Origin of the sequence: Bacillus sp. XT-4 (assembly GCF_050864245.1) — a bacterium.
GTDB classification, from domain to species: domain Bacteria; phylum Bacillota; class Bacilli; order Bacillales; family Bacillaceae; genus Bacillus; species Bacillus altitudinis.
Genome location: NZ_JBPAFI010000003.1, coordinates 290,964 through 315,409 on the forward strand (window position 1 = coordinate 290,964; position 24,446 = coordinate 315,409).

General features: G+C 42.3%; 24 protein-coding genes. 8 read left to right on the plus strand and 16 right to left on the minus strand.

The genetic code is table 11. The annotated features are described in order from the left end of the window. Positions 1–93 precede the first annotated feature (93 nt). On the plus strand, positions 94–1,413 hold the full coding sequence (locus ACRRMM_RS11340) for a UDP-glucose dehydrogenase family protein (RefSeq protein WP_342493147.1): 1,320 nt from the start codon (positions 94–96) through the stop codon (positions 1,411–1,413). Positions 1,414–1,453: 40 nt separating this feature from the next. On the opposite strand, the gene ACRRMM_RS11345 is transcribed toward ACRRMM_RS11340, so the two are convergent. The 5 genes from ACRRMM_RS11345 to alsS form a co-directional block, all read right to left on the minus strand. Further along, positions 1,454–1,987 (minus strand): chromate transporter, encoded by a 534-nt coding sequence (locus tag ACRRMM_RS11345; RefSeq protein ID WP_007497548.1) that lies wholly within the window; start codon positions 1,985–1,987, stop codon positions 1,454–1,456. Then, positions 1,987–2,547, minus strand: coding sequence for a chromate transporter (locus ACRRMM_RS11350; RefSeq protein ID WP_034647433.1), 561 nt, complete (start codon positions 2,545–2,547; stop codon positions 1,987–1,989). The genes ACRRMM_RS11345 and ACRRMM_RS11350 overlap by 1 nt, the downstream gene beginning before the upstream one ends. Before the next feature lie 37 nt (positions 2,548–2,584). Continuing rightward, the gene (locus ACRRMM_RS11355; protein ID WP_017360010.1) at positions 2,585–3,061 is read right to left on the minus strand and encodes an Lrp/AsnC family transcriptional regulator; all 477 of its coding nucleotides are present in this window, start codon (positions 3,059–3,061) and stop codon (positions 2,585–2,587) included. Between the two features lie 153 nt (positions 3,062–3,214). Further along, on the minus strand, positions 3,215–3,976 hold the full coding sequence (budA, locus tag ACRRMM_RS11360; RefSeq protein ID WP_410684629.1) for an acetolactate decarboxylase: 762 nt from the start codon (positions 3,974–3,976) through the stop codon (positions 3,215–3,217). 44 nt (positions 3,977–4,020) lie between these two features. After that, complete coding sequence (alsS, locus tag ACRRMM_RS11365; RefSeq protein ID WP_017368183.1) at positions 4,021–5,721, minus strand: acetolactate synthase AlsS; 1,701 nt, start codon at positions 5,719–5,721, stop codon at positions 4,021–4,023. Positions 5,722–5,871: 150 nt separating this feature from the next. On the opposite strand from alsS, the gene alsR reads away from it, so the two are divergent. Then, positions 5,872–6,759, plus strand: a complete 888-nt coding sequence (gene alsR, locus ACRRMM_RS11370; protein ID WP_008343276.1) for an acetoin biosynthesis transcriptional regulator AlsR — start codon at positions 5,872–5,874, stop codon at positions 6,757–6,759. 59 nt (positions 6,760–6,818) lie between these two features. Further along, positions 6,819–7,436: a flavin reductase family protein gene (locus ACRRMM_RS11375; RefSeq protein ID WP_428828654.1), complete on the plus strand. Its 618-nt coding sequence runs from the start codon at positions 6,819–6,821 to the stop codon at positions 7,434–7,436. A 36-nt stretch (positions 7,437–7,472) separates the two neighbouring features. Here ACRRMM_RS11375 and rbsB read toward each other — a convergent pair whose 3' ends face one another. The 9 genes from rbsB to ACRRMM_RS11420 all read right to left on the minus strand — a co-directional run bounded on the left by rbsB (position 7,473) and on the right by ACRRMM_RS11420 (position 16,924). Then, on the minus strand, positions 7,473–8,390 hold the full coding sequence (rbsB, locus tag ACRRMM_RS11380; protein ID WP_025208108.1) for a ribose ABC transporter substrate-binding protein RbsB: 918 nt from the start codon (positions 8,388–8,390) through the stop codon (positions 7,473–7,475). 13 nt (positions 8,391–8,403) lie between these two features. Beyond that, a complete protein-coding gene (gene rbsC / locus ACRRMM_RS11385; RefSeq protein WP_007497532.1) occupies positions 8,404–9,357 on the minus strand; it encodes a ribose ABC transporter permease RbsC in 954 nt (317 codons plus the stop codon). Between the two features lies 1 nt (position 9,358). After that, positions 9,359–10,840, minus strand: a complete 1,482-nt coding sequence (locus ACRRMM_RS11390; RefSeq protein WP_428828653.1) for a sugar ABC transporter ATP-binding protein — start codon at positions 10,838–10,840, stop codon at positions 9,359–9,361. Between the two features lie 15 nt (positions 10,841–10,855). Next, a complete protein-coding gene (gene rbsD, locus ACRRMM_RS11395) occupies positions 10,856–11,248 on the minus strand; it encodes a D-ribose pyranase (protein ID WP_428828652.1) in 393 nt (130 codons plus the stop codon). Further along, entirely contained in the window at positions 11,245–12,123 is an 879-nt protein-coding gene (gene rbsK / locus ACRRMM_RS11400) for a ribokinase (protein ID WP_428828651.1), read from the minus strand. Before rbsK ends, rbsD begins: the two co-directional genes overlap by 4 nt. Next, the gene (locus tag ACRRMM_RS11405) at positions 12,120–13,106 is read right to left on the minus strand and encodes a LacI family DNA-binding transcriptional regulator (protein ID WP_007497527.1); all 987 of its coding nucleotides are present in this window, start codon (positions 13,104–13,106) and stop codon (positions 12,120–12,122) included. The genes rbsK and ACRRMM_RS11405 overlap by 4 nt, the downstream gene beginning before the upstream one ends. A gap of 117 nt (positions 13,107–13,223) precedes the next feature. Continuing rightward, the gene (locus ACRRMM_RS11410) at positions 13,224–14,366 is read right to left on the minus strand and encodes a Ger(x)C family spore germination protein (protein ID WP_428828650.1); all 1,143 of its coding nucleotides are present in this window, start codon (positions 14,364–14,366) and stop codon (positions 13,224–13,226) included. Further along, positions 14,356–15,453 carry a GerAB/ArcD/ProY family transporter gene (locus ACRRMM_RS11415; protein ID WP_428828649.1) on the minus strand — a complete coding sequence of 366 codons (1,098 nt, stop codon included), beginning with the start codon at positions 15,451–15,453 and terminating at the stop codon, positions 14,356–14,358. The genes ACRRMM_RS11410 and ACRRMM_RS11415 overlap by 11 nt, the downstream gene beginning before the upstream one ends. Continuing rightward, positions 15,443–16,924, minus strand: a complete 1,482-nt coding sequence (locus ACRRMM_RS11420) for a spore germination protein (RefSeq protein ID WP_146270852.1) — start codon at positions 16,922–16,924, stop codon at positions 15,443–15,445. Before ACRRMM_RS11420 ends, ACRRMM_RS11415 begins: the two co-directional genes overlap by 11 nt. A gap of 747 nt (positions 16,925–17,671) precedes the next feature. Here ACRRMM_RS11420 and pgsB point away from each other — a divergent pair. From pgsB to ACRRMM_RS11445, 5 genes are all read left to right on the plus strand, one after another. Further along, positions 17,672–18,853 carry a poly-gamma-glutamate synthase PgsB gene (pgsB, locus tag ACRRMM_RS11425; RefSeq protein ID WP_007497522.1) on the plus strand — a complete coding sequence of 394 codons (1,182 nt, stop codon included), beginning with the start codon at positions 17,672–17,674 and terminating at the stop codon, positions 18,851–18,853. Positions 18,854–18,868: 15 nt separating this feature from the next. Then, a complete protein-coding gene (gene pgsC, locus ACRRMM_RS11430) occupies positions 18,869–19,318 on the plus strand; it encodes a poly-gamma-glutamate biosynthesis protein PgsC (protein ID WP_007497520.1) in 450 nt (149 codons plus the stop codon). Positions 19,319–19,336: 18 nt separating this feature from the next. Continuing rightward, the gene (locus ACRRMM_RS11435; protein WP_017360004.1) at positions 19,337–20,503 is read left to right on the plus strand and encodes a CapA family protein; all 1,167 of its coding nucleotides are present in this window, start codon (positions 19,337–19,339) and stop codon (positions 20,501–20,503) included. Continuing rightward, positions 20,500–20,670: a hypothetical protein gene (locus ACRRMM_RS11440; protein ID WP_008343253.1), complete on the plus strand. Its 171-nt coding sequence runs from the start codon at positions 20,500–20,502 to the stop codon at positions 20,668–20,670. Before ACRRMM_RS11435 ends, ACRRMM_RS11440 begins: the two co-directional genes overlap by 4 nt. A 106-nt stretch (positions 20,671–20,776) precedes the next feature. Further along, on the plus strand, positions 20,777–22,000 hold the full coding sequence (locus ACRRMM_RS11445) for a C40 family peptidase (RefSeq protein WP_428828648.1): 1,224 nt from the start codon (positions 20,777–20,779) through the stop codon (positions 21,998–22,000). 56 nt (positions 22,001–22,056) lie between these two features. Here ACRRMM_RS11445 and ACRRMM_RS11450 read toward each other — a convergent pair whose 3' ends face one another. Then, complete coding sequence (locus ACRRMM_RS11450) at positions 22,057–22,938, minus strand: Cof-type HAD-IIB family hydrolase (protein ID WP_428828647.1); 882 nt, start codon at positions 22,936–22,938, stop codon at positions 22,057–22,059. A gap of 316 nt (positions 22,939–23,254) precedes the next feature. Continuing rightward, on the minus strand, positions 23,255–24,220 hold the full coding sequence (locus ACRRMM_RS11455) for an LCP family protein (RefSeq protein ID WP_017360001.1): 966 nt from the start codon (positions 24,218–24,220) through the stop codon (positions 23,255–23,257). Between the last annotated feature and the right edge of the window lie 226 nt (positions 24,221–24,446).

Genomic DNA, 24,446 nt, shown 5'->3' on the forward strand with positions numbered 1-24,446 from the left:
GCAGGGGGTTTTTGTATGCTTTTATGAATGGAACGAAAATTCCCGGCATACGATGACATTACAAGCATAAGGAGTATGGGGAGCTGATGTGTCATGAAGGTTGCGATTGCAGGCTGTGGATATGTAGGGCTTGTCACAGGGGTGTGTTTAGCAGAGGCGGGACATGATGTGACATGTATGGATATTGACCGGCGGAAGGTCATGCAGCTGAAGCAAGGGAATCCTCCGATGTACGAGCCGGGATTAAAAGAACTGCTCAAACGGAATATGGAGCAAGGACGCATTCGTTTTCACATGAATGGAGCGTCAGCCTATTCGCAGGCTGACGTGTTAATGATTGCTGTCGGTACCCCGCAGCAGGCAGACGGTCAAGCAGATTTGCAGTATGTCTTTCAAGCGGCAAAGGAGATGGGCTTACAAGCAAAGCCAGGCGCAGTGCTTGTCGTGAAAAGTACAGTGCCTGTCGGAACGGGCGATCAAATTGATCATTTGATTCATCACGTGTTAGGTCGTAAGGAGCCATTATCTATCGCATCGAATCCAGAATTTTTACGAGAAGGGTCTGCTATCTCAGATACGCTGCGAGCGGATCGGCTGGTGATTGGAGCCGAAACAAAGAACGGATTAGATCAGCTAGAGTCTATGTATGCGGATTTCCACATTCCATTCGTGAGAACAGATCGGAAAAGCGCAGAGATGATCAAATACGCATCAAATGCATTTCTTGCCACAAAAATCAGCTTTATGAATGAAATTGCTTCGATTTGTGGAAAAACGGGAGCTGATGTTGAGAGAGTTGCAGAAGGGATGGGACTCGATCAGCGGATTGGTGCTTCGTTTCTTAGGGCAGGCATTGGTTACGGAGGTTCCTGTTTTCCGAAGGATACAAATGCCCTTGTCCAAATTGCAGGGCATGTGTCCCATGATTTTGAGCTATTGAAGGCTGTCATCAAAGTCAACAATGAGCAGCGAGCAAGTTTTATTCGAAGTGTGAAGGAGCGGATGGGAGAAAACTTGGAAGGGAAGAGAATGGCTCTCCTTGGCCTTTCCTTTAAGCCGAATACAGATGATATGAGAGAGGCGCCGTCGATCCCAATCGCTCATCAGCTCCATCAATTAGGAGCGGAGATCGTGGCCTATGATCCTGCTGCCGCCCGCAATGCGGCTCAAGAACTGCCTGATCAAGTCTTTTTTGCTCAAACGATTGAAGAGGCGATCAAGGATGCTGATGCTGTCTGTATACTAACAGAGTGGGCGGATATTCAGTCCTTTCCACTTTCAGCTTATAAAGATTTCATGAGGCAGCCGATCATTTTTGATGGCCGGAATTGTCATACGCTTGAAGCGGCAGAAGTAGCTGGGGTCGAGTATCATTCTATTGGGCGTAGGCCTGTCTCTCCTATTTATATGTAAATGAAAAAACCGATAACAGTGAGATTATCGGTTTTTTTCGTTAATGAGGAAGAATGAATCCGCCATATAAAAATGCAGCCACAATCAGAAAGGCAGGGTGCAATTTGAATTTGGTCATAAAGAAAAATGAAATGGCAGCAATGGCAAGTGATTGCGTCCAGCCAATGGCTTTCACGGCATCTCCGCCAATTTCCCATGTTAATAAAAGCATCATCATCGCAATGACAGGCTGTACAGATAGAGTCATGCCTTTGACGACAGAAGATTGGCGAAAACGATCAATGAGTTTTAGCAATAAAATCAATCCAATAGCAGACGGCAGGACCGTCGCAAGCAGTGCAACGATAAAGCCTGGCCATCCCATGACATCATAGCCTACATAAGCCGCAATTTTCGTAGCGATTGGACCTGGAAGTGCGTTGGCTAATGCGAGCATATTGGAGAACCCTTCGTTTGTCATCCAATGAAAATGATTGACGATTTCTTCATAATTGAGCGGAATGGAGGCAGGTCCTCCGCCATACCCCAACAGATTGGATAAGAAGAATGCCCAGAATAAAAAGAGAATTAGCATCACGAAGACACTCCTTTCTCTTTATTTGTTCGAGTCCAGCGATCTTTCAGTTTGAAATGAAAGGCACCATAACATAAAAAGATGATGACAATGATTCCTGGATGAATCGAGAGTACTTGAAGACCGACAAATGCCAAAAGGAATAGGACGATTCCGAAGATCATGCCGAAGCCCTTCAACGCTTTTTGTCCAAATTCATATGCCATCATTCCTAACAGAACGGCAATCACTGGTGTCACAGCACCGATCATATTTTGAATGATGACTGAAGAGCTTAAGACGCTGACAAGTGTAACAAGTGCCACCATAGCGAGACATGTCGGTAAAATATGTGCAGCTGTTGCAACAATGGCGCCAGATACACCTTTTAATCGATAGCCGAGGTATGCCGACATTTTCGTAGCAATCGGTCCGGGTAATGCGTTGGCGATGGCGAGTGTTTCTCCAAATTCGTCATCATTGATCCATTTGTATTTGACGACCGCTTCATGGCGAATGAGCGGGATCACGGAAGGTCCTCCGCCAAATCCCAGAATACCGGTTCGCACCATGGCGATCATGAGTTCAAGATATGATTGCAAGTGGTTCAACTCCTATCTACAATTTCATGCCCATTCGGCTTTTGTATCGTTTAATGAGCATTTGACAGTCAACACTGACGACGCCTTCAAGTGGGTACAGCTTCTTTGTCAGGAACGTCTCCATTTCCTGTTCATTTTGAAAAATGCCATGCATATGCAGCTTGCTTGGTCCTGTCATATGATAAAGGCTTGTGACGGCTGTTTCCTGCTCAAGCTGAAGGGCGACTGTTTCTAAACATTTCGGCTCAACCTCTACGTTAAAAAAGACAGAGACATGAATGCCGATCTTTGCTGGATTAATGACAGCGGTGAATCGTTCAATGACACCTGCTTCAATGAGCTGCTGAATACGGGCTTGTACAGCAACACGGGAAAGGCCGACTTGTTTCCCTAGATCCGTGTAGGACATACGCCCGTCCTCGTGTAATAAGGAAAGAATTTGTTTATCTCTTTCATCTAATGTTAAGTTTGGAATGCGATATTCATGTGCCATCGTATAACCACCTTTCTTCTGTTGATATTCTATCATATTTTATTACGAATAGAATGTTTGATTTTTAATTGAGTAACGAAATGAAATGATGAAAGAAGATAATATATCTTTTTGTATGAAAAAACACCCCAGTATCACCGGGGTGTGTTCATTTTATTTTTCTGGGCTGCTTTCCGCACTGGCAATTTGCTGTGCAAGGTCAGCACGATCAATGTCTGCTTGGAAGAACTCCTGCGTATTTGGAAGGTGTAAATTCATGTGACGTTTTTGGGAAATTCGGATGGTCACTTGATCCACAGAGTAATCAAATACATGCCCGCCTACGCTGCGATCATCATCAATAAAGTGGAGATGATATCCGCTTACCGCAATGCCATGTGCGTACTGTGGTGTACGGAAGCCTGCGATCGTCCCGCGAATATGTTCAAAATCGAAAATAGGCTGTGACTTGACTGCCTCTACCATCGGAACGTAAGGTTTTTCCTGTTTTTCAACCGTACGGGTTTGAACCTTTTTGAATGACCCATCGATGCGGATCGCATAAAAGACATTTTTGCTTGGTAAGATTCGGTCGATTTCTTCCTCTAGCTCTTTGGACGTCATCGGTGCATCAATTCGATGAACGATGTCCGTTTCAAAGAATGCTAGAGAGCAGAATGGTGAATAATCTTGATCGGTTACTGGTGTGGCTGTTCCATCAGAGCGCAGTCGATAAAAAGCGCCATCAAAGCCGATTAGTTCCCCATCTAATTGATTGAATGTGCCAATGCCAAAATCACCGTGCTCGGGAATATGTGATAGGGAGAAATCTCCATCGTATACGGCTTCCAGCAAGGAGGTCATGGTTGATACTTGATAGACCTCTTGCTTTTTGTCCTGCGGTATTGTGTTGTTTTGTTGATTCATTGGGTGCATCATACCCATATCCGCTCACTCCTTTAAAGTAATGTATCGAAGTCTTATCTGACGTTCGTTGTGTGTTTTTCACGAAAGACTTCTGGCCATTTTTGACTGGCGAGGTCTGGGTTGTCTTGATAGTCTATCGGAATATCAATAATAACGGGTCCTTCTATGTTTATACCCTTTTGAAGGACAGTTGAAAGCTCTTCAGGTGAGTTGACACGTAATCCAGTTGCTCCAAAGCTTTCTGCATATTTCACTAAGTCGATCTGACCGAACTCAACACAAGACGTACGGTCATACTTCATTTCCTGCTGGAATGCCACCATATCGTATGTGCTGTCGTTCCAAACGAGATGAACGAGATTTGTTTTCATGCGCACGGCTGTTTCTAATTCCATGGCGGAGAAGAGAAAACCGCCATCACCTGAGACTGAAATGATCTTTTCATCTGGATTCAATATGGAGGCTGCAATTGCCCATGGTAATGCCACGCCAAGTGTTTGCATTCCGTTACTCACTAGGAACGTGTTCGGTTCATAAACACGGAAGTGGCGAGACATCCAAATGGCATGAGATCCGATATCACATGTCACTTTCGTGTCATCTGGGATGATACGTCTCAACGTATGAATGACATCCAGCGGGTGTGATAAATGACTTTCTCTTTCTGGTGCTTTTTCGATATCACTTAACAGCTCTTGTAATTCTGTGACCAGATCTACGTTCTTTTTGCATAATGAAAGTGGAACGCTGTCGTGGGCTAGATGTTGCACCGTTTCAGATATATTGCCCACAAGCTCAAGCGTCGGTTCATAGAAATGGTCAATATCTGCCTGCATGTCATCTACATGGATGATGTGACGCTGCTGCGGTTTCAAATTCCAATGCTTCGGATCGTATTCGATTGGATCAAAGCCAATAGTTAAAATCACATCCGCTTTCTCAATGAGAAGGTCCCCTGGCTGATTACGGAATAAGCCGATTCTGCCCACATATTGAGGCTCAAGCTCTCTTGAGAGAACGCCGGCTCCTTGGTACGTTTCGACAAATGGGATACCAAGTGTTTTTAATAATGTTCTTGTCGCATTTGCCGCAGCTGGACGGCTAGCTTTCATTCCCACAATTGCAACAGGTAAGTGCGCATTTTGAATTTTGGCGATGGCCGAACTGATGAGAGCATCCGGTGCAGGACCTAGTTCTGGAGAAGGGTGAGCAGACACTGGTGTTTGTGTGGTGTGTTCGGTCACGACATCTTGTGGAAAGCTGATAAATGCTGCTCCAGCTTGACCTCTTTGTGCCGCGCGAAAAGCATTTGTTAATGCTTCTGGTATATTGTTTACGTCTTGTACTTCAACGCTATATTTTGTCACTGGTTTGAATAATGCCGCATTGTCGAGTGATTGATGTGTTCGTTTGAGTCGATCCGCACGGATGACGTTTCCAGCAATTGCAACAACAGGGTCACCTTCTGTATTGGCTGTTAATAGACCTGTCGCTAAATTGGATGCGCCAGGACCTGATGTGACGAGACAAACGCCTGGTTTGCCAGTTAAACGACCGACAGCTGCTGCCATGAATGCCGCATTTTGTTCGTGTCTGCATAGCACAAGCTCTGGACCTCTGTCTTTTAATACATCAAATACTGCATCAATTTTTGCACCTGGAATCGCAAAAACATGGGTCACACCTTGGGCAATGAGCGTATCGACAATCAACTCTGCTCCTCGTTTTGTTAGGGGTTGTGTTTGAGAATTCATTTACCCCGCACTCCTTTCGGCAAGTAAAATTTTTTATGAAAATATATTTTCATGATATGATTTACTATACATTTCACAAAATAAATTTTCCAATATATGTTTAACGTAGTTTTAATATGTTTCACGAATAAGTGTTTGAGGAGTGAAAGGATGGAACTGAGACATTTGCAGTATTTTGTCACAGTCGCGGAGGAGCTGCATTTCGGCAGAGCGGCCGCACGATTGAACATGACACAGCCTCCACTTAGTCAGCAAATTAAGCAGTTTGAGGAAGAATTGGGATTTCCTTTGTTTCACCGGTCTAAAAGGGTGGTGGAGTTAACAGCTGCTGGAAAGGTTTTTTTACATGAGGTCCGGGGGGTGCTGCATCAGCTTGATAAAGCCGTTGATCATGCCCGGCATACGGCAAGAGGGGAGCTTGGGAAGATTATCATCGGTTTCGTTGGTACAGCGACATATGATATTCTGCCGCCAGTTGTCCGTGAATTCAGAGAGCTGTACCCCTCTGTCAGTATTGAGCTGCAACAGCTCTCTGTCCCGCAGCAGCTTGAGGCGCTTTTGAATGGTGAGATTGATATTGGTTTTTTGCATCCTACATCACCGCAAGAAGAATTGGTCAGTCGTTTAATGAAGCAAAGTGAATGTATTTTTGCGATTCCGAAAAACCATCCGCTGGCGGAAAAAGAAGCGGTCACGATTGAAGATATTCGTGATGAGCCGATTATTTCTTTATCAAAGGAATCATGGCCGTCCCTTTATCAGCATTTTGTCCTACTTTGTGAAAAGTACGGATTTTCACCCAATATCGTGCAGGAAGCAGCAGAATATCAAATGGTCATTGGTCTTGTCACAGCGGGAATCGGAATTGCTATCATTCCAACATCGGCCCGGCGTTTATTTAATTTAGATGTGGTGTATCGGTCAATTGAAGGTGAGCAGCTACTCGCGGAATGGACCATTTCTTATAGACGAGAAAATCATAATCCGGCATTGTTTCATCTTGTCCATCATATTCTCCATCGTGCTGAGCCGGAATAAGGGAAGAGAGAACGGGGTATGGTATGATGTCGTTACATACAAGAGGAGGCATGTCTGAAGTGATTACATTACAAATGGATCAGTTGTCACGAAAAGAAGCATATAAAGTATTATCTGGTTCCGTCGTTCCAAGACCCATTGCATTTATTACAAGCCTTTCTAAAGAAGAAATCGTCAATGCTGCACCATTTAGTTTCTTTAATGTCATCAGCGGTCATCCTCCGCTGATCGCTGTTTCTATTGGACGTCGTCAAGGAGAGATGAAAGATACAGCAAAACATATCATCGACAGGGAAGAATTTGTTGTCCATGTGAGTGATGAAGCGATGATTGAAGATATTAATGAAACAGCTGCTACTTTGCCAGAGGAAGAGAGTGAGCTGACTCGTACCGGTCTTCATCAAGTGAAGAGCAGCGTGGTGTCAGTGCCAGGAATCAAGGAAGCACGCATTCGCTTTGAATGTCAGCTGGAAAAACATCTGACCTTTCAAAATGATGAAGGGGAGATCACAGTCGATCATATCATTGGCCGGGGGGTGTGTGCGCATTTAGATGAATCCGTCTATGATGCGGAAAAAGGATATATTTTTACGAATGAATTAAAGCCAGTTGCGCGCCTAGCAGGGAATGATTATGCCCATTTAGGCACGCCATTTGTACTGAAGAGACCGGAATAACATCTAAAACCCCCGAGGCTATCGGGGGTTTAGTGTTTATTTCTTTTGTTCTAGTTTCAATGGAGCGGCGATATTTTTTTCTACCTTTTTGCCTTTTAATACATCGTCCGCAGCGCCGACTGCCAGTTGACCGATCAGCTCTGGCTGCTGCGCGACTGTTGCAGATAGTTTTCCTGCTTTGATCGAGTTGAGTGCATCTTCGTTACCGTCAAAACCAACGACAAGAATGTCTTTTCCAGAGCTTTGGATGGCCTCTAGTGCGCCAAGCGCCATTTCATCATTGTGGGCAAAAACGGCTTTGATGTCAGGGTTTCCTTGAAGAAGGTTTTCCATCACGTTGAGCCCTTTTGTCCGGTCGAAGTCAGCGGCTTGTTTTGCTGTGACATCTAACTGTTTGTCTGCAATTTGATGGAAACCTTTTCCTCGTTCACGTGTCGCAGAAGCACCTGGTACACCTTCTAGTTCAGCCACTTTTGCTCCTTTACCGACTTTGTCGATGATAAAGTTAGCGGCCATTTCGCCGCCTTTGATGTTATCGGAAGCAACGAGCGCTTCAACCTTTCCGCTTTCTGCCGAACGGTCTAATGTGATGACCGGTATGCCTGAAGCATTCGCAGATTCGACAGCCGTTGATATGGCAGAGGAATCGGCTGGGTTAATGAGTAATGCATCAACCCCTTGTTGAATTAAATCTTCTACATCACTCGTTTGTTTGGCTGAATCATTTTGTGCATCGGCAATGACAACTTCGATGCCAAGCTTTTTCGCTTCTTTTGTCACGCCGTTTTTAAGAGAAACGAAGAATGGGTTATTTAAAGTCGAGATCGACAGTCCGATTTTCATGTCTTTTTTCTTGCCATCCTTTGTTGATTTGGCCCACTCTGGCGGTTCAAGCGAGCAGGCAGAAAGCATGAATAGTGAGAGAGTCACGATCAGGATTACATATTTTTTCATAGCAGCTGCCTCCTTAAGCAGATTTCTTTCTGTCGAGTAGGACTGCAATTAAGATGACAATCCCTTTCACAACAGACTGATAGAATGATGAAACACCAAGTAAGTTCATACCATTGTTCAAGACCCCGATAATGAGTACCCCGATGAGTGTGCCGACAATTCGCCCTCTTCCGCCGGATAGGCTTGTCCCGCCAAGTACAACGGCAGCAATTGCATCAAGTTCATACGACGTACCAGCTGTTGGCTGGGCTGAGTTGAGACGAGATGTTAAGATCGCACCTGCTAAAGCAGACATAAAGCCGGCTAAGGAATAAATCATGATTTTGACGCGTGGTACTTTAATACCTGAGATGAGGGCTGCTTTTTCATTTCCGCCAATGGCATACGTTCTTCTGCCAAAAGGTGTTTTATGAAGCAAGACCCAGAGTACGATAAAGGTGAGAAGCATGGTGATCGCTGGAACAGGAATGCCTAAGAAATATCCACGGCCAAATAGCTGAAATGCATAGTTAGAGCCAAGCCCTGTAATTGGGTTTCCGTCTGTATAAACAAGCGTCAATCCTCTGAAAATCGTCATCGTCGCAAGTGTTGCGATAAAAGGAGCCATTTTTCCTTTTGTGATTAAAAGACCGTTGATCATTCCAAGGATGGCACCGATGATACATCCAACGATGATGGCAAGAATCGGGTCCAAACCAGATACAATAAAGCCGGCAGTCAGAGCACTAGACAGCGCTAGAATGGCACCGACAGACAAATCAATTCCTCCGGTTAAAATAACAAATGTCATGCCAAAGGCAATGAGGGCGTTAATGGAGATTTGTCTGAGTAAGTTTAAAATGTTTAATGGTTCTAAAAAGGCCGGATTTAAAATAGAAACAATGGCAACAAGGATGATGAGTCCTAAGAATGGCCCAAGCTTTTGCATGATGTTGTCAAATCGTCCATTTGAAGTAAGTGGTTTCATGTTACTTCCCTCCTGTAGCTAATGTCATAATTCGTTCTTGTGTAGCTTCTGTTTTACTTAATTCTCCGCTGATGGTTCCTTCATGGATGACAAGCACTCGATCGCTCATCCCAAGAACTTCTGGGAGCTCAGAGGAGACCATCAAAATGGCAACACCTCGATCTGTCAGCTCGTTCATGAGCTGATAAATTTCTCGTTTCGCCCCGACGTCGACACCTCTTGTCGGTTCATCTAGAATGAGTACCTTCGGTTGAATGCCGATCCATTTGGCGATGACGACCTTTTGCTGATTTCCACCGGACAGGCTGCGTGCAGAGATTTCAGATGAAGCGGTTTTGATCGTGAGTCGTTTGATGAGAAGATCAACAAAGTCCTGCTCGTTTTTCTTATCGATCAGCCCCTTTGGTGAGAAGCTGTCTAAGTTAGGCAAGCCGATGTTTTCCCGAATGGATGCATCCAGCATCAGTCCTTCATCTTTACGATCCTCCGTGATAAAACCGATGCCAAGTTTGACTGCATCACTTGGTTTTTTAATGACAGCCTTTTTCCCATGAACCCAAATTTCCCCTTGATCCAGGGGATCGAGTCCAAAGAGCGACCGCATCATTTCCGTCCGGCCAGCACCCATTAAGCCTGCAACACCGACAATTTCCCCGGATTTGACGGAAAAATTGATATCTTGAAAGCGTCCTTTTCTCGTTGCTTGTTTTACCTCTAGGACGATTTCTCCTGTAGAAGGTGTGCGCTCAGGGTAACGATCGGTTAATTCGCGGCCGACCATTTTTTTGACGACTTCATGGAAATTCGTGTCCGGTATCGCTTTCGTATCGACCGTTTTTCCGTCACGCATGATCGTAATCCGGTCACAGATGGCAAAGATTTCTTCCATACGGTGAGAAATGTAGACGATGGAAACGCCTTCTTTTTTGAGTGATTCAATGACCTGAAATAGCTTTTCAATCTCACGGTCTGTGAGAGCAGCTGTTGGTTCATCCATAATAATGACCTTTGCATCGGTCATTAACGCTTTCGCAATCTCAATCATCTGCTTTTGGCCGACAGAACAGCTTCCTGCCTCTTGATCGAGCGATAAGTTGACAGACAATCGGTCGATCTGCGCTTGGGCGAGGGCTTTCATTTTTTTGGTGTCTAGGAGACCAAGTTTTGTATAGATTTCTTTCCCGATAAATAAATTCTCGAGTACCGTCATATCAGGCCATATATTCAGCTCCTGATGAATGAAGGCGATCCCGTTCTGCTCGGCTTCTTTCGGATTCTTGAAAGCGGTTTCTTTTCCGTCGATTTGAATCGTTCCTTGATCCAGTGAATAGAGTCCTGTCAGCAGATTCATTAACGTTGATTTTCCTGCCCCGTTTTCACCCATTAGTGCATGGACTTCACCTGTGACGAGGTCAAAGGAGACCCCGGCGAGAACGGTGTTTTTTCCAAAGGCCTTATGGATGTTATGCATTTCAATGTTCATAAGTGGCTCCTCCTTTTAAAAGATGACACCGGCATGAAGAATGCAGTTTGCGTATGGGGTGGCTTCACCCGTGCGAATCACTGCTTTTGCCTGTTTGGTCATGTCTTTGAACGTCTCGTGATCGACTTCATCTAACGGATGTGAGAACGCTTTCTTTAGAAATAAATGATCTCTCTCATTGGCTTCTTTGATTTCACTGGCGATTGTGACGTGTTCAACGGCCATTTCCTCAAGAAGGAGGGAAGTAACCTCCTGAAAGGATGGTGTGCCGATGGATAATGCAAGGTCGATCTTGACCGGGCCTTCTGGAATGGGCAGGCCACAGTCTGCGATGACAATCGTATCTGTATGACCAAGGTCAGCAAGCACCTTGGCGATATGACTATTTAAAATACCATTTTTCTTCATTTCTTATTCTCCAATTCTTCTCTTGCTGGCATGCCGCCTTGGGCGCCAAATTTTGTGACTGAGATAGATGCGGCTAAGTTGGCAAAGGCAAGTGCGTCGTATAGGGATTTTCCTTCTGTTAGTGCTACAGCTAGAGCGCCGTTAAAAGTATCCCCAGCCCCTGTTGTGTCGACGGCTTTCACAGGATAGCCCGGTACCAACACTTCTTTTGATCCATCAAAGTAACGAACACCATTTTTTCCTTCTGTAATGAGTAATTTGTTTGGATATTGGCGCAAAGCTTCTGCTATGGTGAGTCCATCAAACATAAGAGCTGCTTCGTGTTCGTTTGGCGTGATATAGGCAGCTTGATCTAATATTTGCTGAGAGACTTTGCGAGCTGGTGCGGGATTTAAGATGACTGGAATCCCTTTTTCGTTGCAAATGGCGCAGACGGCTTCGACTGTTTCTTCAGGAATTTCCTGCTGGATAAGGACGATTCCGATATCTTCAAGAGAAGAAAGAGCATCTTTTACATAGTGAGGTGTTACCTCATTGTTTGCTCCTTTGACGACAACAATGCTGTTATCTCCTTCAGCTAGAATGATATGAGCTGTTCCGCTTTCCATTTCGGTAACCGGTTTCATATAGGTGGTGCGAACACCTTGTGCTTGCAAATTGCTCATAATGTCCTGACCATACGCGTCATCACCAATTCGGCCGATCATATATACATCTGCACCGAGCCTTGCGCTTGCTACTGCTTGATTTGCTCCTTTTCCCCCAGGGACCGTTTTAAATGATTCGCCTAGGACGGTTTCTCCTGCACTAGGACGTTTATTCGATGTAACAACTAAATCCATGGAACAACTTCCTACGACAACTATTTGACTCATTGTGAATCCACCTTTCTTGTGGTCTCTCGTTCAATAAAAGAGACGGGCATTTGAATAACTGCTTGATCTATAGGCTGTTTCTGAATGGCTTTAATGATCAGCTTTGCGGCTTCTTTCCCCATATCATAGGCAGGCTGCCGAATCGTTGATAAAGAAGGGAAGAGCAGTTCGCTTTGCGGAATATCATCAAATCCAATGATTTGGACGTCTTCTGGAATGGCTTTTCCAATACGAAGCGCTTCGTGCACGACGGCTGCTGCGACGATGTCATTACTGGCAATGATGCCATCTGTTTCAGGGTACAGCTTGAAAAGAGCCTTGGCGCTTTTTCGGGCTTCCTGAAAAGAAAAAGAAGCGTTAGACATCACATGAAAGTTAGCACCTTCTTCAGTCAGAACATCAAGTGCGCCTTTGAATCTTTGCCGCGCCGTTTGAAGATGAGCGGGCCCTTTTAGCAATGTAATCTGCTGACTGCCGCGTTTGATTAATTCCATTGCAGCCATTTTCCCGCCAGCCGTAGCATCTGCAAACACAGAAGGCGCATTTGGAACGGTACGATCTAAGAAGACAACAGGCAGTTCATCATCATTGTACAAATCCGATTCAGGTTCGTTTGTGACAGCGATGACACCGACCACCTGGTTTTGCTTAAAGGTTTGTAAATAGGCCATTTCCTTCTCCCGATCTTCATCACTGTTTCCGAATAATAAGCGAAAACCGTGTGCATGAATCTCATCCTCAACGCCTCTAGCCAGCTGAGGGAAGAAGGGGTTTGTGATATCAGGTAAGATGAGACCAACTAATCTTGATTCTCTTTTAAAAAGGGATCGTGCCACTTCATTGGGGAAGTAATTTAGCTCCTGCATCGCTTGTGTCACACGGGTTTTCGTATCAATATGGACGTATCCAGTATCGTTGAGCACGCGTGAAACAGTCGCAACTGACACTTGAGCAGCTTTTGCAACATCTTTAATTGTAGCCAATGGAGTGCCTCCCTTCTTTGATGTGTAACCGTTTACACAGATAGATTATCACGAAAGCATTAAAAAGACAATCTTAAAAAAATAAAAAAAGAAAAGAAAGAGGACGTCTTCCTTTTCTTAACTAATAATGCCTGTTTGGGTAATGTTCACTTTGATTTTTGGGATGATTTTCACTTTTGGATAATCGGTGACCCAATTCATTTTCATATACTCATCATAATGTCTGACTCTGTATTTTCTGCCGAGGCTTAGCACATCGGAATTCGCATCTTGCAGGGCAGCGATAATTTTTTCTGCTTCTTTTGTCAAGATGGTTGAAAGTCTTTTGTTGAGGATTTCAATTTTTTTGTCAGTATCAAGGTTATCTTTCGGATACTCAATGACAGAAGTATTAAATTCAAATTTGAGTGAGTATGTTAAGTTTCGATGATCAGGATTTAGAATCTCGATGTCTCTCTTTACATCAGTGACTTGAATCGTAATGTAATTGTTTTCTTTTGACTTCATGTCGCTTCGCACTTTTTTTGTGAAGTTGGCATACTTGCCCATTTTTCCGTCCATGACGGTGAGTAAAATCGCATCTTGACCATACAACTCGCCTTTCTTCTTCTCATTATCAAATAGAGCAACCCCTTTTACACTGATTAATTTCTTCGATTGATCAAAATAGATTAACGGCAGTGTGAAGTCCTCTCCAGTTTGAAGCATTTTAGATCGAATACTTTGAATGTTTTTAGGTGCTACTTGGGAGGAGCGTGATGCAGTTGTGATTAAGTTATTTAAATAGTCACTCACGATGAGTTTTTCCTTCAGCAGCGAGTTAATCACTTCTTCACAGGTTCCCCCTTGAACAACGGCAAGATTTGCAAGGAGAGGGCTTTTTGGATCACGATAAAACATATCTAAGTAGGGTAGAAGACGCTTTTGGGCAAATTCATCACCGATCAGCATCACCCGCATTTTCGACATGTCTATTTTTTGATCCACAATCCGGCTGAAGTTGGTTCTTGCTTTTCTTAAAGTAGGTGCTTCCGTTGTGAGAAGAGTGGTTAAAAAGCTACCTGTATTTCCTTGTTCCATACTTTGAGACTGCTGCACTTTTCGATAAGTGATTGAGTACTTCGCATTGTCATCCTCTCCTTGATCAACAGCAGAGGTTAACACAAGAGAGATGTTCTTTAATAGGTTCTGATCCCAGCAGCCAGGCATGAATATGAGAGACACACACATGAGCAACGTCAGTATGTACTTATGACGCATGTGATTTCACCTTCCCTTTGCGATGTTTGATAAAGATGATAATGGCCATAAAGATTGGGAGTGTGTAAATAAATGAATATTGAGCGATGGTGGTAAAATCATTAAAACGCTGAATTCTAAAATTATCGGTTGCAAGGTAACAGCTAGCCGCATAAATAAAAATGGAAAAAAATAACACATATTTTTTGTGTTCTTTCTTCTTAAGAATACTTGCCACGCCATTCGCGCAAAAGTAAAGGTAATTACTGAGAGTAGCTAAAATGACAAATACCCAAAAACTAAGGAAAATTAAATCCGTCCGTTCAATCACACCGAACGAAATGGTTTTTAACAGATACAGAACAGGGTTGGGAATGATTTTAAGCTCAATCGGACTGAAGAACATAAAACAAATCAATGTAATAAATAGGTAGTAAAGCGTCGTGCATATATTGGCAATGGTCATGACTTTATATCGTTGTTTAATGCTTCCTTTCATCAATGGAGAGATAATGAGGATCATCTCGAACCCGTTCATTGAGAGTACAACATCCTTTAATCCGAGCTGAAATTGAGAAAAATCAGTTTGAAATAAAGGCAGGAGGTAATCGATATTGGTTCCTTTTAATGAATAGAGCATGATGAGAGATAGCATGAGCAAAAAGGGTGTCAAAACGAAGTTAAACCTGACAATGGCCGTAATTTGCTCCTTTGCAATGTAAATGATGGAGATCATCAGTAATAGATTAATGACCCAATTTGGTGTGAGCGGCAGCACCCAAATGCCAAGAATTCTTGTGAAAATGGATAAAACAACAATGCAGACGGAGGCGAAGTATAACGTATAAAGCGCCACCAAAGTCCGGCCGATCCATTTTCCGAACACTTCAATTAAGGCTTGGAAAAATGATGTATCAGGATACTTCTGAATGATGTAAATAAAAATGGTGTTAATGATTTGGATGAAAAAACAGGCTAAGATAATCGGCATCCACCCATCGTGTCCCATGTCTTTCATCAGCAAATGGGGAAGAGCTAAAATACCGACGCCAATTTGAGATTGAATGATAAAAAAGACAGCTTGAGGTGGAGATATTTTATTTTTCATCTTTATTTTTCCATCCTCTCAAATTTTCAATTTGCTCTTTCTTTTTTGGATTTAAGTAAACAGGGCGCTTTTTGTACATCCACATCGGTAATCGAATCACAGTGTCTTTTAAGTCCTGCCAGTTAAATGGAGCCACTGGTGATAAGTACGGAACACCTAGTGATTCGAGGCGGCATAAATTCATCAATACGATCGACAGGCCAAATGAAATGCCAATAAACCCAAACATCGATGCCATGAACATGAGGGGAAAACGCAGCATCCTGATGGTAGACGTCATTTCAAACGAAGGAAGAACAAAGGAAGCAACAGCGGTCACGGCGACCACAACGATAAGAACATTCGAAATGAGCCCAGCTTTAACTACCGCATCTCCAATGACCAAACCACCTACGATTCCAATGGTCTGTCCAATTGGCTTTGGCAGACGCACCCCAGCTTCGCGTATGAGCTCAATCGTAATCTCCATGAGCATAGCTTCTATTAAAGGCGGAAAAGGAATGCCGATAATGGAATTTTTCATCGTAATCGCTAATTCATCCGGGACTACCTCATAATGAAAACCAATGACCGCAATATAAAAAGAAGGCAAAATCACAGCGATGATACAGGCAATATAACGAAGAATACGAATAAACGTAGCTGGAATCCAACGACTATTATAGTCATCTGGTGATTGAAAGAAACTAAAGAACGTAATAGGCAAAATGATAGCCATTGGGCTGCCGTCCATTAAGACGACAATTCTTCCTTCAAGAATGGCGGATCTCACTTTGTCAGGTCGTTCTGTGTCAATAAGCTGCGGGAAGATGGAATACGAATCATCCTCAATCGCCTCTACAATAGAACCGGGGCTAAGCAGCGTGTCTACTTTAATAGAAGAAATTCGTTTGTTAACCTCATCTATCTTTTCTTGATTGGCAATATCAGAAATGTAAACCGTCGCAACCTTTGTTTCAGATTTTGTACCGACCTTATGATACTGGATTGCAAGTTTTCGATCATTTAAGTGTGAACGCAGCAAATATAAATTGGTATCTAAACTCTCAACAAACCCATCATGTGCGCCTGCAATAATACTTTCAGAAGAAGGTTCAGAAATGGAACGCAGCGGCGGCTGTCCAACAGCAAATATTTTGATCTGTGCGGATTTTTCATCAAGGAAGGCAATACTTCCGGCAATAATGCTGTCGACAATCAGCGTCAAGTCACCTGTTTCGAGTGAACTAAGAGATTTTGCATAGTCCTGTTTTCCAGGAGGGCCAAGCAAGTTGCCAATAATGAAGTTGTTTAATTTACTTTCATCCACTCTTGTTTTAATAAAAAATAGCACTGATTTCGTTTCATTCACCATCAATTCCCGGTATTCAAAATCAGCGCTTTGTTGAAATGCTTTTTTCAGAATCCGAATTTTTTCCTCAAAACCACCTGATAAAAAGTGTAAGCGTGTTTGCTCATTCGTATTTGGCATCTTTAGCCTCCTCTCACAGATTTTTTAACCATAGTGTAAGCCGAGAAGATGATTTTATGCGTCAACTTTGGGGAAAGCATGACACGCACCGACAACTTTCAACTAAAATCACATTAAAAATGTTAAGAAATGATGAATCATGATAAAAAGAAATGAATAATGTTTCATTGTTTAGGTCATAAGGAGTGAATATCGTAAAGAGAGGCTATAACAAAATGATTAATCTTTGACATCTTATCCCAATTTTTTGTGACCTGAAAATAAGCAGATGACTTGATTTTTTGAGAGGTGACCTTTGTCATAGGTCAACACATAGCGTTCTGACCAATGAGGATGACTTTCTAACCTGTTCATTTAAAAATATAAAATATTCTAAAACACGCACTATTCATTTAAAGCACTGATATGACTGATTTCGTAGAGATGAAAGGACTTTAAAACATTGATTCAAAATACATCTTAATAATTGTCGAAAAATTTAGGGAGAAAAGGACAAAAGATTTTTCACTGTTTGATGGTAACGCTTTCTCTTGTTTGAAGCAGAAATTCATTCGTCATTTTGTCCGTCTTTTGGCCTTTTCATTTGAGCGTGAGATAGGCAAATACGCCTTCTGATTAGAGGAATTTGGCATACGAGGAAGTGAAAGATTATGTTACATAATACCGATTGTGATTTTATGCTGAACCTATATACTGTTGATTGAATTTACATATCACACTCATAAAAAAAGGAGATGTAGATAAGCGATGTGGTTAATCGTTATAGCCTGTGTCATCATGTTAGGGATTGGCTTTATTGAAAAGAAGCGTCATCAGAAAAATATCGATGCCCTGCCGGTACGCGTCAATATTAATGGTATACGCGGAAAGTCTACCGTTACAAGATTGACAACCGGTATCTTAATGGAGGCAGGTTATAAAACTGTCGGCAAAACAACAGGAACGGATGCAAGAATGATTTATTGGGATACGCCAGAAGAGAAACCGATTAAAAGGAAACCGCAAGGACCAAATATCGGAGAGCAGAAAGAAGTTATGAGAGAAACCGTTGAAAGAGGAGCAAATGCCATCGTCAGTGAATGTATGGCGGTGAATCCAGATTACCAAATTATCTTTCAGGAAGAGCTGCTTCAAGCGAATATTGGCGTGATCGTAAACGTTCTTGAAGATCATATGGATGTGATGGGGCCAACTCTTGATGAAATAGCTGAAGCCTTTACAGCGACAATTCCTTACAATGGGCACTTGGTTATTACGGATAGTGAATATACAGATTTCTTTAAAGAGATTGCGAAAAAACGCAATACTGAAGTGATTGTTGCAGATAATTCCAAGATTACAGATGAGTATTTACGGAAATTTGAGTACATGGTATTCCCTGATAATGCTTCACTTGCACTTGGTGTTGCACAAGCATTGGGAATTGATGAAGATACGGCATTCAGAGGCATGTTAAATGCGCCGCCTGATCCAGGAGCGATGAGAATTCTTCCATTAATGGACGCAAAAACACCTGGACATTTTGTAAATGGATTTGCGGCTAATGACGCAGCATCTACATTGAACATTTGGAAGCGTGTGAAGGAAATTGGGTATCCAACAGATGAACCGATTATTATCATGAACTGTCGTGCGGATCGCGTAGATAGAACGATCCAGTTTGCGGAGGATGTACTTCCTTATATTGAAGCAAGTGATCTTGTCTTAATTGGTGAAACGACAGATCCAATTGTGAAGGCATTTGAGGATGGAAAAATTCCGGCTGACCACTTACACAACCTTGAATATCAATCTACAGAACAAATTATGAACATGCTTGAGAAAAAGCTTCATAATCGAGTGGTTTATGGAGTCGGCAATATTCACGGCGCCGCTGAACCTTTAATCGAAAAAATTCAAGAATACAAAATTAAGCAGCTTGTCAGCTAGGAGGAAATATAGAAAATGTTCGGATCAGATCTTTATATCTCGTTAATTTTAGGTGTTCTACTCAGTTTAATCTTTGCAGAAAAAACAGGAATCGTACCAGCTGGGTTGGTTGTTCCAGGTTATCTGGCGCTCGTCTTTAACCAGCCAGTCTTCATTTTAGTTGTTTTATCTGTCAGCTTGTTGACGTATGTGATCGTTCGTTTTGGTCTATCGAAATTTATGATTTTGTACGGACGCAGAAAGTTTGCGGCGATGCTGATTACAGGGATTGCCTTAAAGCTCATATTTGATTTCTTCTATCCAGTGGTTCCGTTTGAAATAGCAGAATTCCGCGGAATCGGAATCATCGTGCCTGGATTGATTGCGAATACGATTCAAAAGCAAGGTCTTACGATTACCCTTGGAAGCACATTACTTCTAAGTGGTGCAACATTTGCCATCATGTATGTTTACTATCTATTTTAAGATAAGGTGTGTCCAATGATGAATAAAAAATTGAGCTTTCAGGAAAAGCTGCTGAAAATCACAAAGAACCAAAAGAAAAAGACGAATAAACACGTACTGATTGCTTTACCGATTGTCATTGCTTGTACATTTCTATTTACATTTATCGGGAAAGCACAAGTACCAACTGTAGAAAAGAATCCAGAAAACATCCTGACCGCTTCGTTTGTCGGAGATATTATGTTTGGAAGAAATGTAGAGAAAGTAACAGACCGCTATGGAAAGCAGCACCTGTTCCGCTATGCGAAGCCGTATTTTGATGTTTCAGATTATGTAACTGGGAATTTTGAGCATCCAGTGGCTTCAGATAAGGAACAGGCAGCACAAAAGAATATTCATTTGAAAACAGATGAAGATTCTGTACAAGCGTTAAAGGATTTGAATTTCTCTGTACTAAACTTTGCGAATAACCATGCAGCAGACTACGGTGAAAAAGGCTTAAATAACACGATTGATGCCTTTGAAAAAGCTGACATGGATTATACAGGGGCAGGGCGCAACGTCAATGATGCGAAGCAGAACATTTCATATAAAGAAGTGAATGGCGTTAAAATCGCTACCCTTGGTTTTACAGATGTATATGGAAAAGATTTTAAAGCAACAAATCGCAAGGCAGGTATTCTACCAGCTGATCCATCTATCTTTATTCCGATGATTTCACAAGCTGCTGAAAAGGCAGATATCGTTGTTGTTCATGCGCACTGGGGACAGGAATATAACAATGAAGTAAACGACAGACAAAGAGAGCTGGCAAGAGCGATGTCAAAGGCAGGTGCTGATATCATTATCGGTGCACACCCGCACGTTCTTGAGCCGATGGAAGTCTATAACGGAACAGCGATCTTCTATAGCTTGGGGAACTTTATTTTTGACCAAGGCTGGTCAAGAACACGTGATTCTGCCATTGTTCAGTATCATCTGAATGAAGATGGAAAAGCGACATTTGAAGTGGTTCCAATGTACATCAAAGAAGCGACACCTGCTCCAGTCAAAGCAGGATCTCTTGAATCAAAATCGATTATCCGTATGCTGACAAATGGCACGAATGCGGATTGGAAAGAAAAAGACGGACATATTTTCTTTGAAGTCGATCACTCTGATAAAGTTCAAACATTAAAAGAAAACGAGGGGAAGGATAAAAAATGAAATTCCTTAAAGCAAGCTGGCCGTTTGTTGCGTTAATTTTAGTCTTTGTCTTTATGTCTGCTTTTAAATTCAGTGACAGCCTCACGGATCATGAGAAACAAAAGATCTCGGTTGAAATGCAGAAAATTGAACAGCAAAAGCAGTCAAAAGCGGAAGCGAGTAAATAAAGAAATGATGATGAAAAGAGCACGCGAGGCGTGCTCTTTTTTGACGGAAAAAGGTGTAAAATGAAAGGGGTCATGTCGAAACTATAAAAGAAAGGAGGAAGAGAGGATGAAATGGAAAGGAATACTGCTTGGAGGATGTGCCATTGTAGGACTCATGCTTATGTCTCAAACAGAGGTGTCTGCTCAAACAACATCTCCTTTAAAACAAGCGGAAACGCTGATAGGCACGCCTTATCATAAAGGAGGAATCGATCCGAAAACGGGCTTTGATGCGTCTGGTTTTATACAATATGTATACAAAACAACAGGTGCATTTGATTTGCCGCGAAAGGTGATCGATCAATACCAAATCGGTGAAAATGTATCATGGGAAAAAGCAAAGCCCGGAGACCTTGTCTATTTTCGCAGTCTTGAAGAAACAAAAGACATCCCGACACACGTTGCTTTGTACGCTGGAAATGATCAAGTGATCCACATCACACTCAGTCAAGGGGTGGTGAAAACAGATGTCAGCAAAAGCAAATATTGGACCGATCGGTTCTATGCGGTCAAACGGCTGCCTGTCTCCCAAGAGATGTCGGATGATCAACTGGTGAAAGATGCGATGAAATATTTAGGAATCCCTTATGTATTCGGGGCATCAGATCCAAAGGCAGGCTTCGATTGTTCAGGTTTTTTACAATATTTATTTGAAAAATCACTTGGGATTTATTTACCAAGAAGTGCTGAGCAGCAATGGATGGTTGGAGAGAAAGTAGCACGAGACGATATTCGCCCTGGAGACTTTGTTTTTTTTAGCAACACGTATAAAAAAGGAATTTCACATGTAGGCATGTACATCGGAGGAGACCGCTTTATTCATGCGAGCCGTTCGGAAAGTGTGACGATTTCTTATTTGTCTGAATCGTATTGGCGTGAGAAATGGACAGGTGCGAAACGATTAACTGAGCTGAAGCTAGCGAAAGAAGACCCAGTCGTATCAAAAGCCGCTACGTATATTGGAGAAGTACCTTATGTAAAAGGTGGTGCGAGCCCAAAGCAAGGCTTTGATACAGCAGGATTCACGCAGTATATCTATCAAGAAGTGCTTGGAATGGAGATGCCTCGCTATGCGCCGGGACAAGTTAAAGCAGGTACACCTGTGAAACGATCGGAACTAAAGCCAGGAGATCTTGTCTTTTTTAAAGGGACTTCGTTGATGCCAGCCATTTATGCTGGTTCTAATCAAGTCATTCATGTGACGGTTTCAAATGGCGTTGTCATTACCAATATGAAAACAAGTACGTATTGGAAGGATAAATATGAGACGGCTGTTAGAATTAAAAAATAAAGAAAAAGCCCGATCAATGCTCAGATCGGACTTCTCGACTTCTCACTAGGCGCTGATCAGACAAGCGTCTTTTTTTCTTGAAATTGATTCTGCAAAAGCAGATCAATAAAATAGGCGACGCCATCTTCATGGTTGCCTTTTGTGATATAGGTGCTTTTTTCTTTAATGACATCCACCGCATTCCCCATCGCTATTCTGTGTCCTGCTTCATCGAACATGGATAGATCATTAGGGCTGTCACCGATCGCATAAATATTGGATCGGTCAACGCCATAATGGGCTGCAAGTTTCTTGAGGGCATGTCCTTTGCCTGACTCTTTTGGCAGTACCTCAATGATATGTTCTCCAGATGAGGTCAAGGAGAGCTCAGGCATCTTAGAAAGAAGATCTCGTGCCTCTTCCAGCTTATTCATATCAAATGAGAAGCATAGTAATTTATAAGTTGGTTCATTCGACTCAAAAATTTGACGGATGTCATCGACAGGTTTGATGCCAAACTGTTTAAATTGAGTCATCGCCCCTTCCCATAAATCAGCTACATCCTCGTTAGGATTGGCGCTTTTGATCATATCAAATTCAGCTTTGAGCTTTTCTTTTCCATCAAATGGGGAAAGGAGGGCATCGTCTGTATAGACCTCGAAATAAATGTTCCGCTCCACTAATTCCTTTGCAGCACGTCTTCCAGCTTCTTGATCAAGGGTGATTCTGCTGAAGAGCTTGTACCCTTCTGTATGGACAGTTCCTCCATTTGCCGCAATAATGGGAATGTCTAAATCCCCAAGAAGCTCTTTTACATCAAAAGTCGCGCGCCCTGTACAAATGGTCACAATATATCCAGCTTCCTTCGCACGAATCAATGCCTGCCGGTTTTGAGCGGATATTTCACTTTTCGTATTTAAGAGTGTACCGTCTAAATCAATCGCAATCATTTTTTTCATTGCTGTTATATCCTCCTTCATTCATGCAATAGCCTCTTCAAAGTATGTACGATTTCCTTCATTCTCATGAAAGAGTCGGATCGTGGATTCCTCTCTTTAAGGCTAAACAAAAACGGTCAATTGATCAAGGATATAAGAAAAAGCGCCCAAAAGGACGCTTTTAGCGTGTAGACAAACCCTCGCATTCTTTGTCAGTCCTGCGCTCCGGTGCTCGTCCTTCCTAGACTGCAAAGGTTTTCTATCATGCTGAAAAGAAGAAAAAGGGCAAACACCTTTTTCAACACATAAAAAGCGCCCAAAAGGACGCTTTCTGTGTTTATGATAATTCAAGCTGTTTCTTTAATTCCGTTTTGACTTCGTTCAGTTGGTTTTGATCCAATTGGTAATAATAAACGCCATTTGGCTGGTAATCAGATCCTTTTAGTTGAATCGTATCAACAGATTTCAATGAAGTGAGTAGTGGGAAAAGACCGACTAGTTCTTTCATTGACAGGTTAGTTGAGACGTTATCACCTAGAGTATCTATGATATTGTCATAAGACGGAATGGACGTTACTGATTTTGATTTATCGAAAATGGCTTTTAAAACTTCCATTTGACGCTGTCCGCGCATGAGATCACTGTCTGCTTTTCTTGTTCTCACATAAGCGAGAGCTTGATTACCATCTAGTGTGTGAGTACCTGTTTGCAGCTGAACTTTGCCCTTTGTATCTTTAAGAATCTGTTTCACAACATATTCATCTTTAATGTTAACGGAAACACCGTTTAATTCGTTCACAATTTCCTTAAACGCTTTGAAATTACTTTCAATTACAAAGTCGACAGGGATATCTAGTAAATTCTCAACTGTACTCACCGTGAGGTCTGCATCACCAAATGCGTGTGCATGTGTAATTTTGTCATAACCATGACCTGGAATATTAACATATGAGTCCCTTGGAATACTTAATAATTTCACGGTTTTATTCGTACGATTTACTGTCGCTAATACCATTGCATCGCTTCGTGCTTGTTTGACGGTTTCGCCTGGTCTGCTGTCAATGCCAAGCAGCAAGACAGAAAAGCTGTCTTTCCCAGGATCAAATGCTTCAATCCGTTTGACAGATTGTGCACCGCGGTCTAGAGAGACTTGTGCTTTTTTTGCAGCCGATGTCACTTTATAGTAGGCATAGCCGGTGACAGAAGCGGTTGTCAGTAAAAGAATACCAAAAATAAAAAGAGTGACTTTCACCCATGGTTTTAAACGCTTTTTGCCTTTGCGTTTACTTCTTGTTTGATCCATATATTTTAAACCCTCGCTATGATTTTATAGTAAAGATGTCCTTCTTCATGCTTACAAACTAAAACAAATATACCTTAAAACGGGATATAGTGCGACATTTTTTTCACTAACGCTTAATTGACGTTTCCTTATCTAAAAAAGTTTCAATGATACGCAAATGAAATATATTTGTCATAAAACATCGAAATGTTTGAAATGACAGGAAGTGAGGAAAATGATTTTTCAT

Coding starts and splice junctions, on each gene's coding strand:
- alsR (WP_008343276.1), top strand. CDS start 5,872: ATGGAACTGAGACATTTGCAGTATTTTGTCACAGTCGCGGAGGAGCTG.
- rbsB (WP_025208108.1), bottom strand. CDS start 8,390: ATGAAAAAATATGTAATCCTGATCGTGACTCTCTCACTATTCATGCTT.
- ACRRMM_RS11415 (WP_428828649.1), bottom strand. CDS start 15,453: ATGAAAAATAAAATATCTCCACCTCAAGCTGTCTTTTTTATCATTCAA.
- ACRRMM_RS11440 (WP_008343253.1), top strand. CDS start 20,500: ATGAAATTCCTTAAAGCAAGCTGGCCGTTTGTTGCGTTAATTTTAGTC.
- ACRRMM_RS11350 (WP_034647433.1), bottom strand. CDS start 2,547: ATGATCGCCATGGTGCGAACCGGTATTCTGGGATTTGGCGGAGGACCT.
- ACRRMM_RS11390 (WP_428828653.1), bottom strand. CDS start 10,840: ATGAACATTGAAATGCATAACATCCATAAGGCCTTTGGAAAAAACACC.
- ACRRMM_RS11420 (WP_146270852.1), bottom strand. CDS start 16,924: ATGCCAAATACGAATGAGCAAACACGCTTACACTTTTTATCAGGTGGT.
- ACRRMM_RS11455 (WP_017360001.1), bottom strand. CDS start 24,220: ATGGATCAAACAAGAAGTAAACGCAAAGGCAAAAAGCGTTTAAAACCA.
- ACRRMM_RS11450 (WP_428828647.1), bottom strand. CDS start 22,938: ATGAAAAAAATGATTGCGATTGATTTAGACGGTACACTCTTAAATACG.
- ACRRMM_RS11410 (WP_428828650.1), bottom strand. CDS start 14,366: ATGCGTCATAAGTACATACTGACGTTGCTCATGTGTGTGTCTCTCATA.
- pgsB (WP_007497522.1), top strand. CDS start 17,672: ATGTGGTTAATCGTTATAGCCTGTGTCATCATGTTAGGGATTGGCTTT.
- rbsD (WP_428828652.1), bottom strand. CDS start 11,248: ATGAAGAAAAATGGTATTTTAAATAGTCATATCGCCAAGGTGCTTGCT.
- rbsC (WP_007497532.1), bottom strand. CDS start 9,357: ATGAAACCACTTACTTCAAATGGACGATTTGACAACATCATGCAAAAG.
- ACRRMM_RS11355 (WP_017360010.1), bottom strand. CDS start 3,061: ATGGCACATGAATATCGCATTCCAAACTTAACATTAGATGAAAGAGAT.
- ACRRMM_RS11340 (WP_342493147.1), top strand. CDS start 94: ATGAAGGTTGCGATTGCAGGCTGTGGATATGTAGGGCTTGTCACAGGG.
- alsS (WP_017368183.1), bottom strand. CDS start 5,721: ATGAATTCTCAAACACAACCCCTAACAAAACGAGGAGCAGAGTTGATT.
- ACRRMM_RS11445 (WP_428828648.1), top strand. CDS start 20,777: ATGAAATGGAAAGGAATACTGCTTGGAGGATGTGCCATTGTAGGACTC.
- budA (WP_410684629.1), bottom strand. CDS start 3,976: ATGCACCCAATGAATCAACAAAACAACACAATACCGCAGGACAAAAAG.
- ACRRMM_RS11435 (WP_017360004.1), top strand. CDS start 19,337: ATGAATAAAAAATTGAGCTTTCAGGAAAAGCTGCTGAAAATCACAAAG.
- rbsK (WP_428828651.1), bottom strand. CDS start 12,123: ATGAGTCAAATAGTTGTCGTAGGAAGTTGTTCCATGGATTTAGTTGTT.
- ACRRMM_RS11345 (WP_007497548.1), bottom strand. CDS start 1,987: ATGCTAATTCTCTTTTTATTCTGGGCATTCTTCTTATCCAATCTGTTG.
- pgsC (WP_007497520.1), top strand. CDS start 18,869: ATGTTCGGATCAGATCTTTATATCTCGTTAATTTTAGGTGTTCTACTC.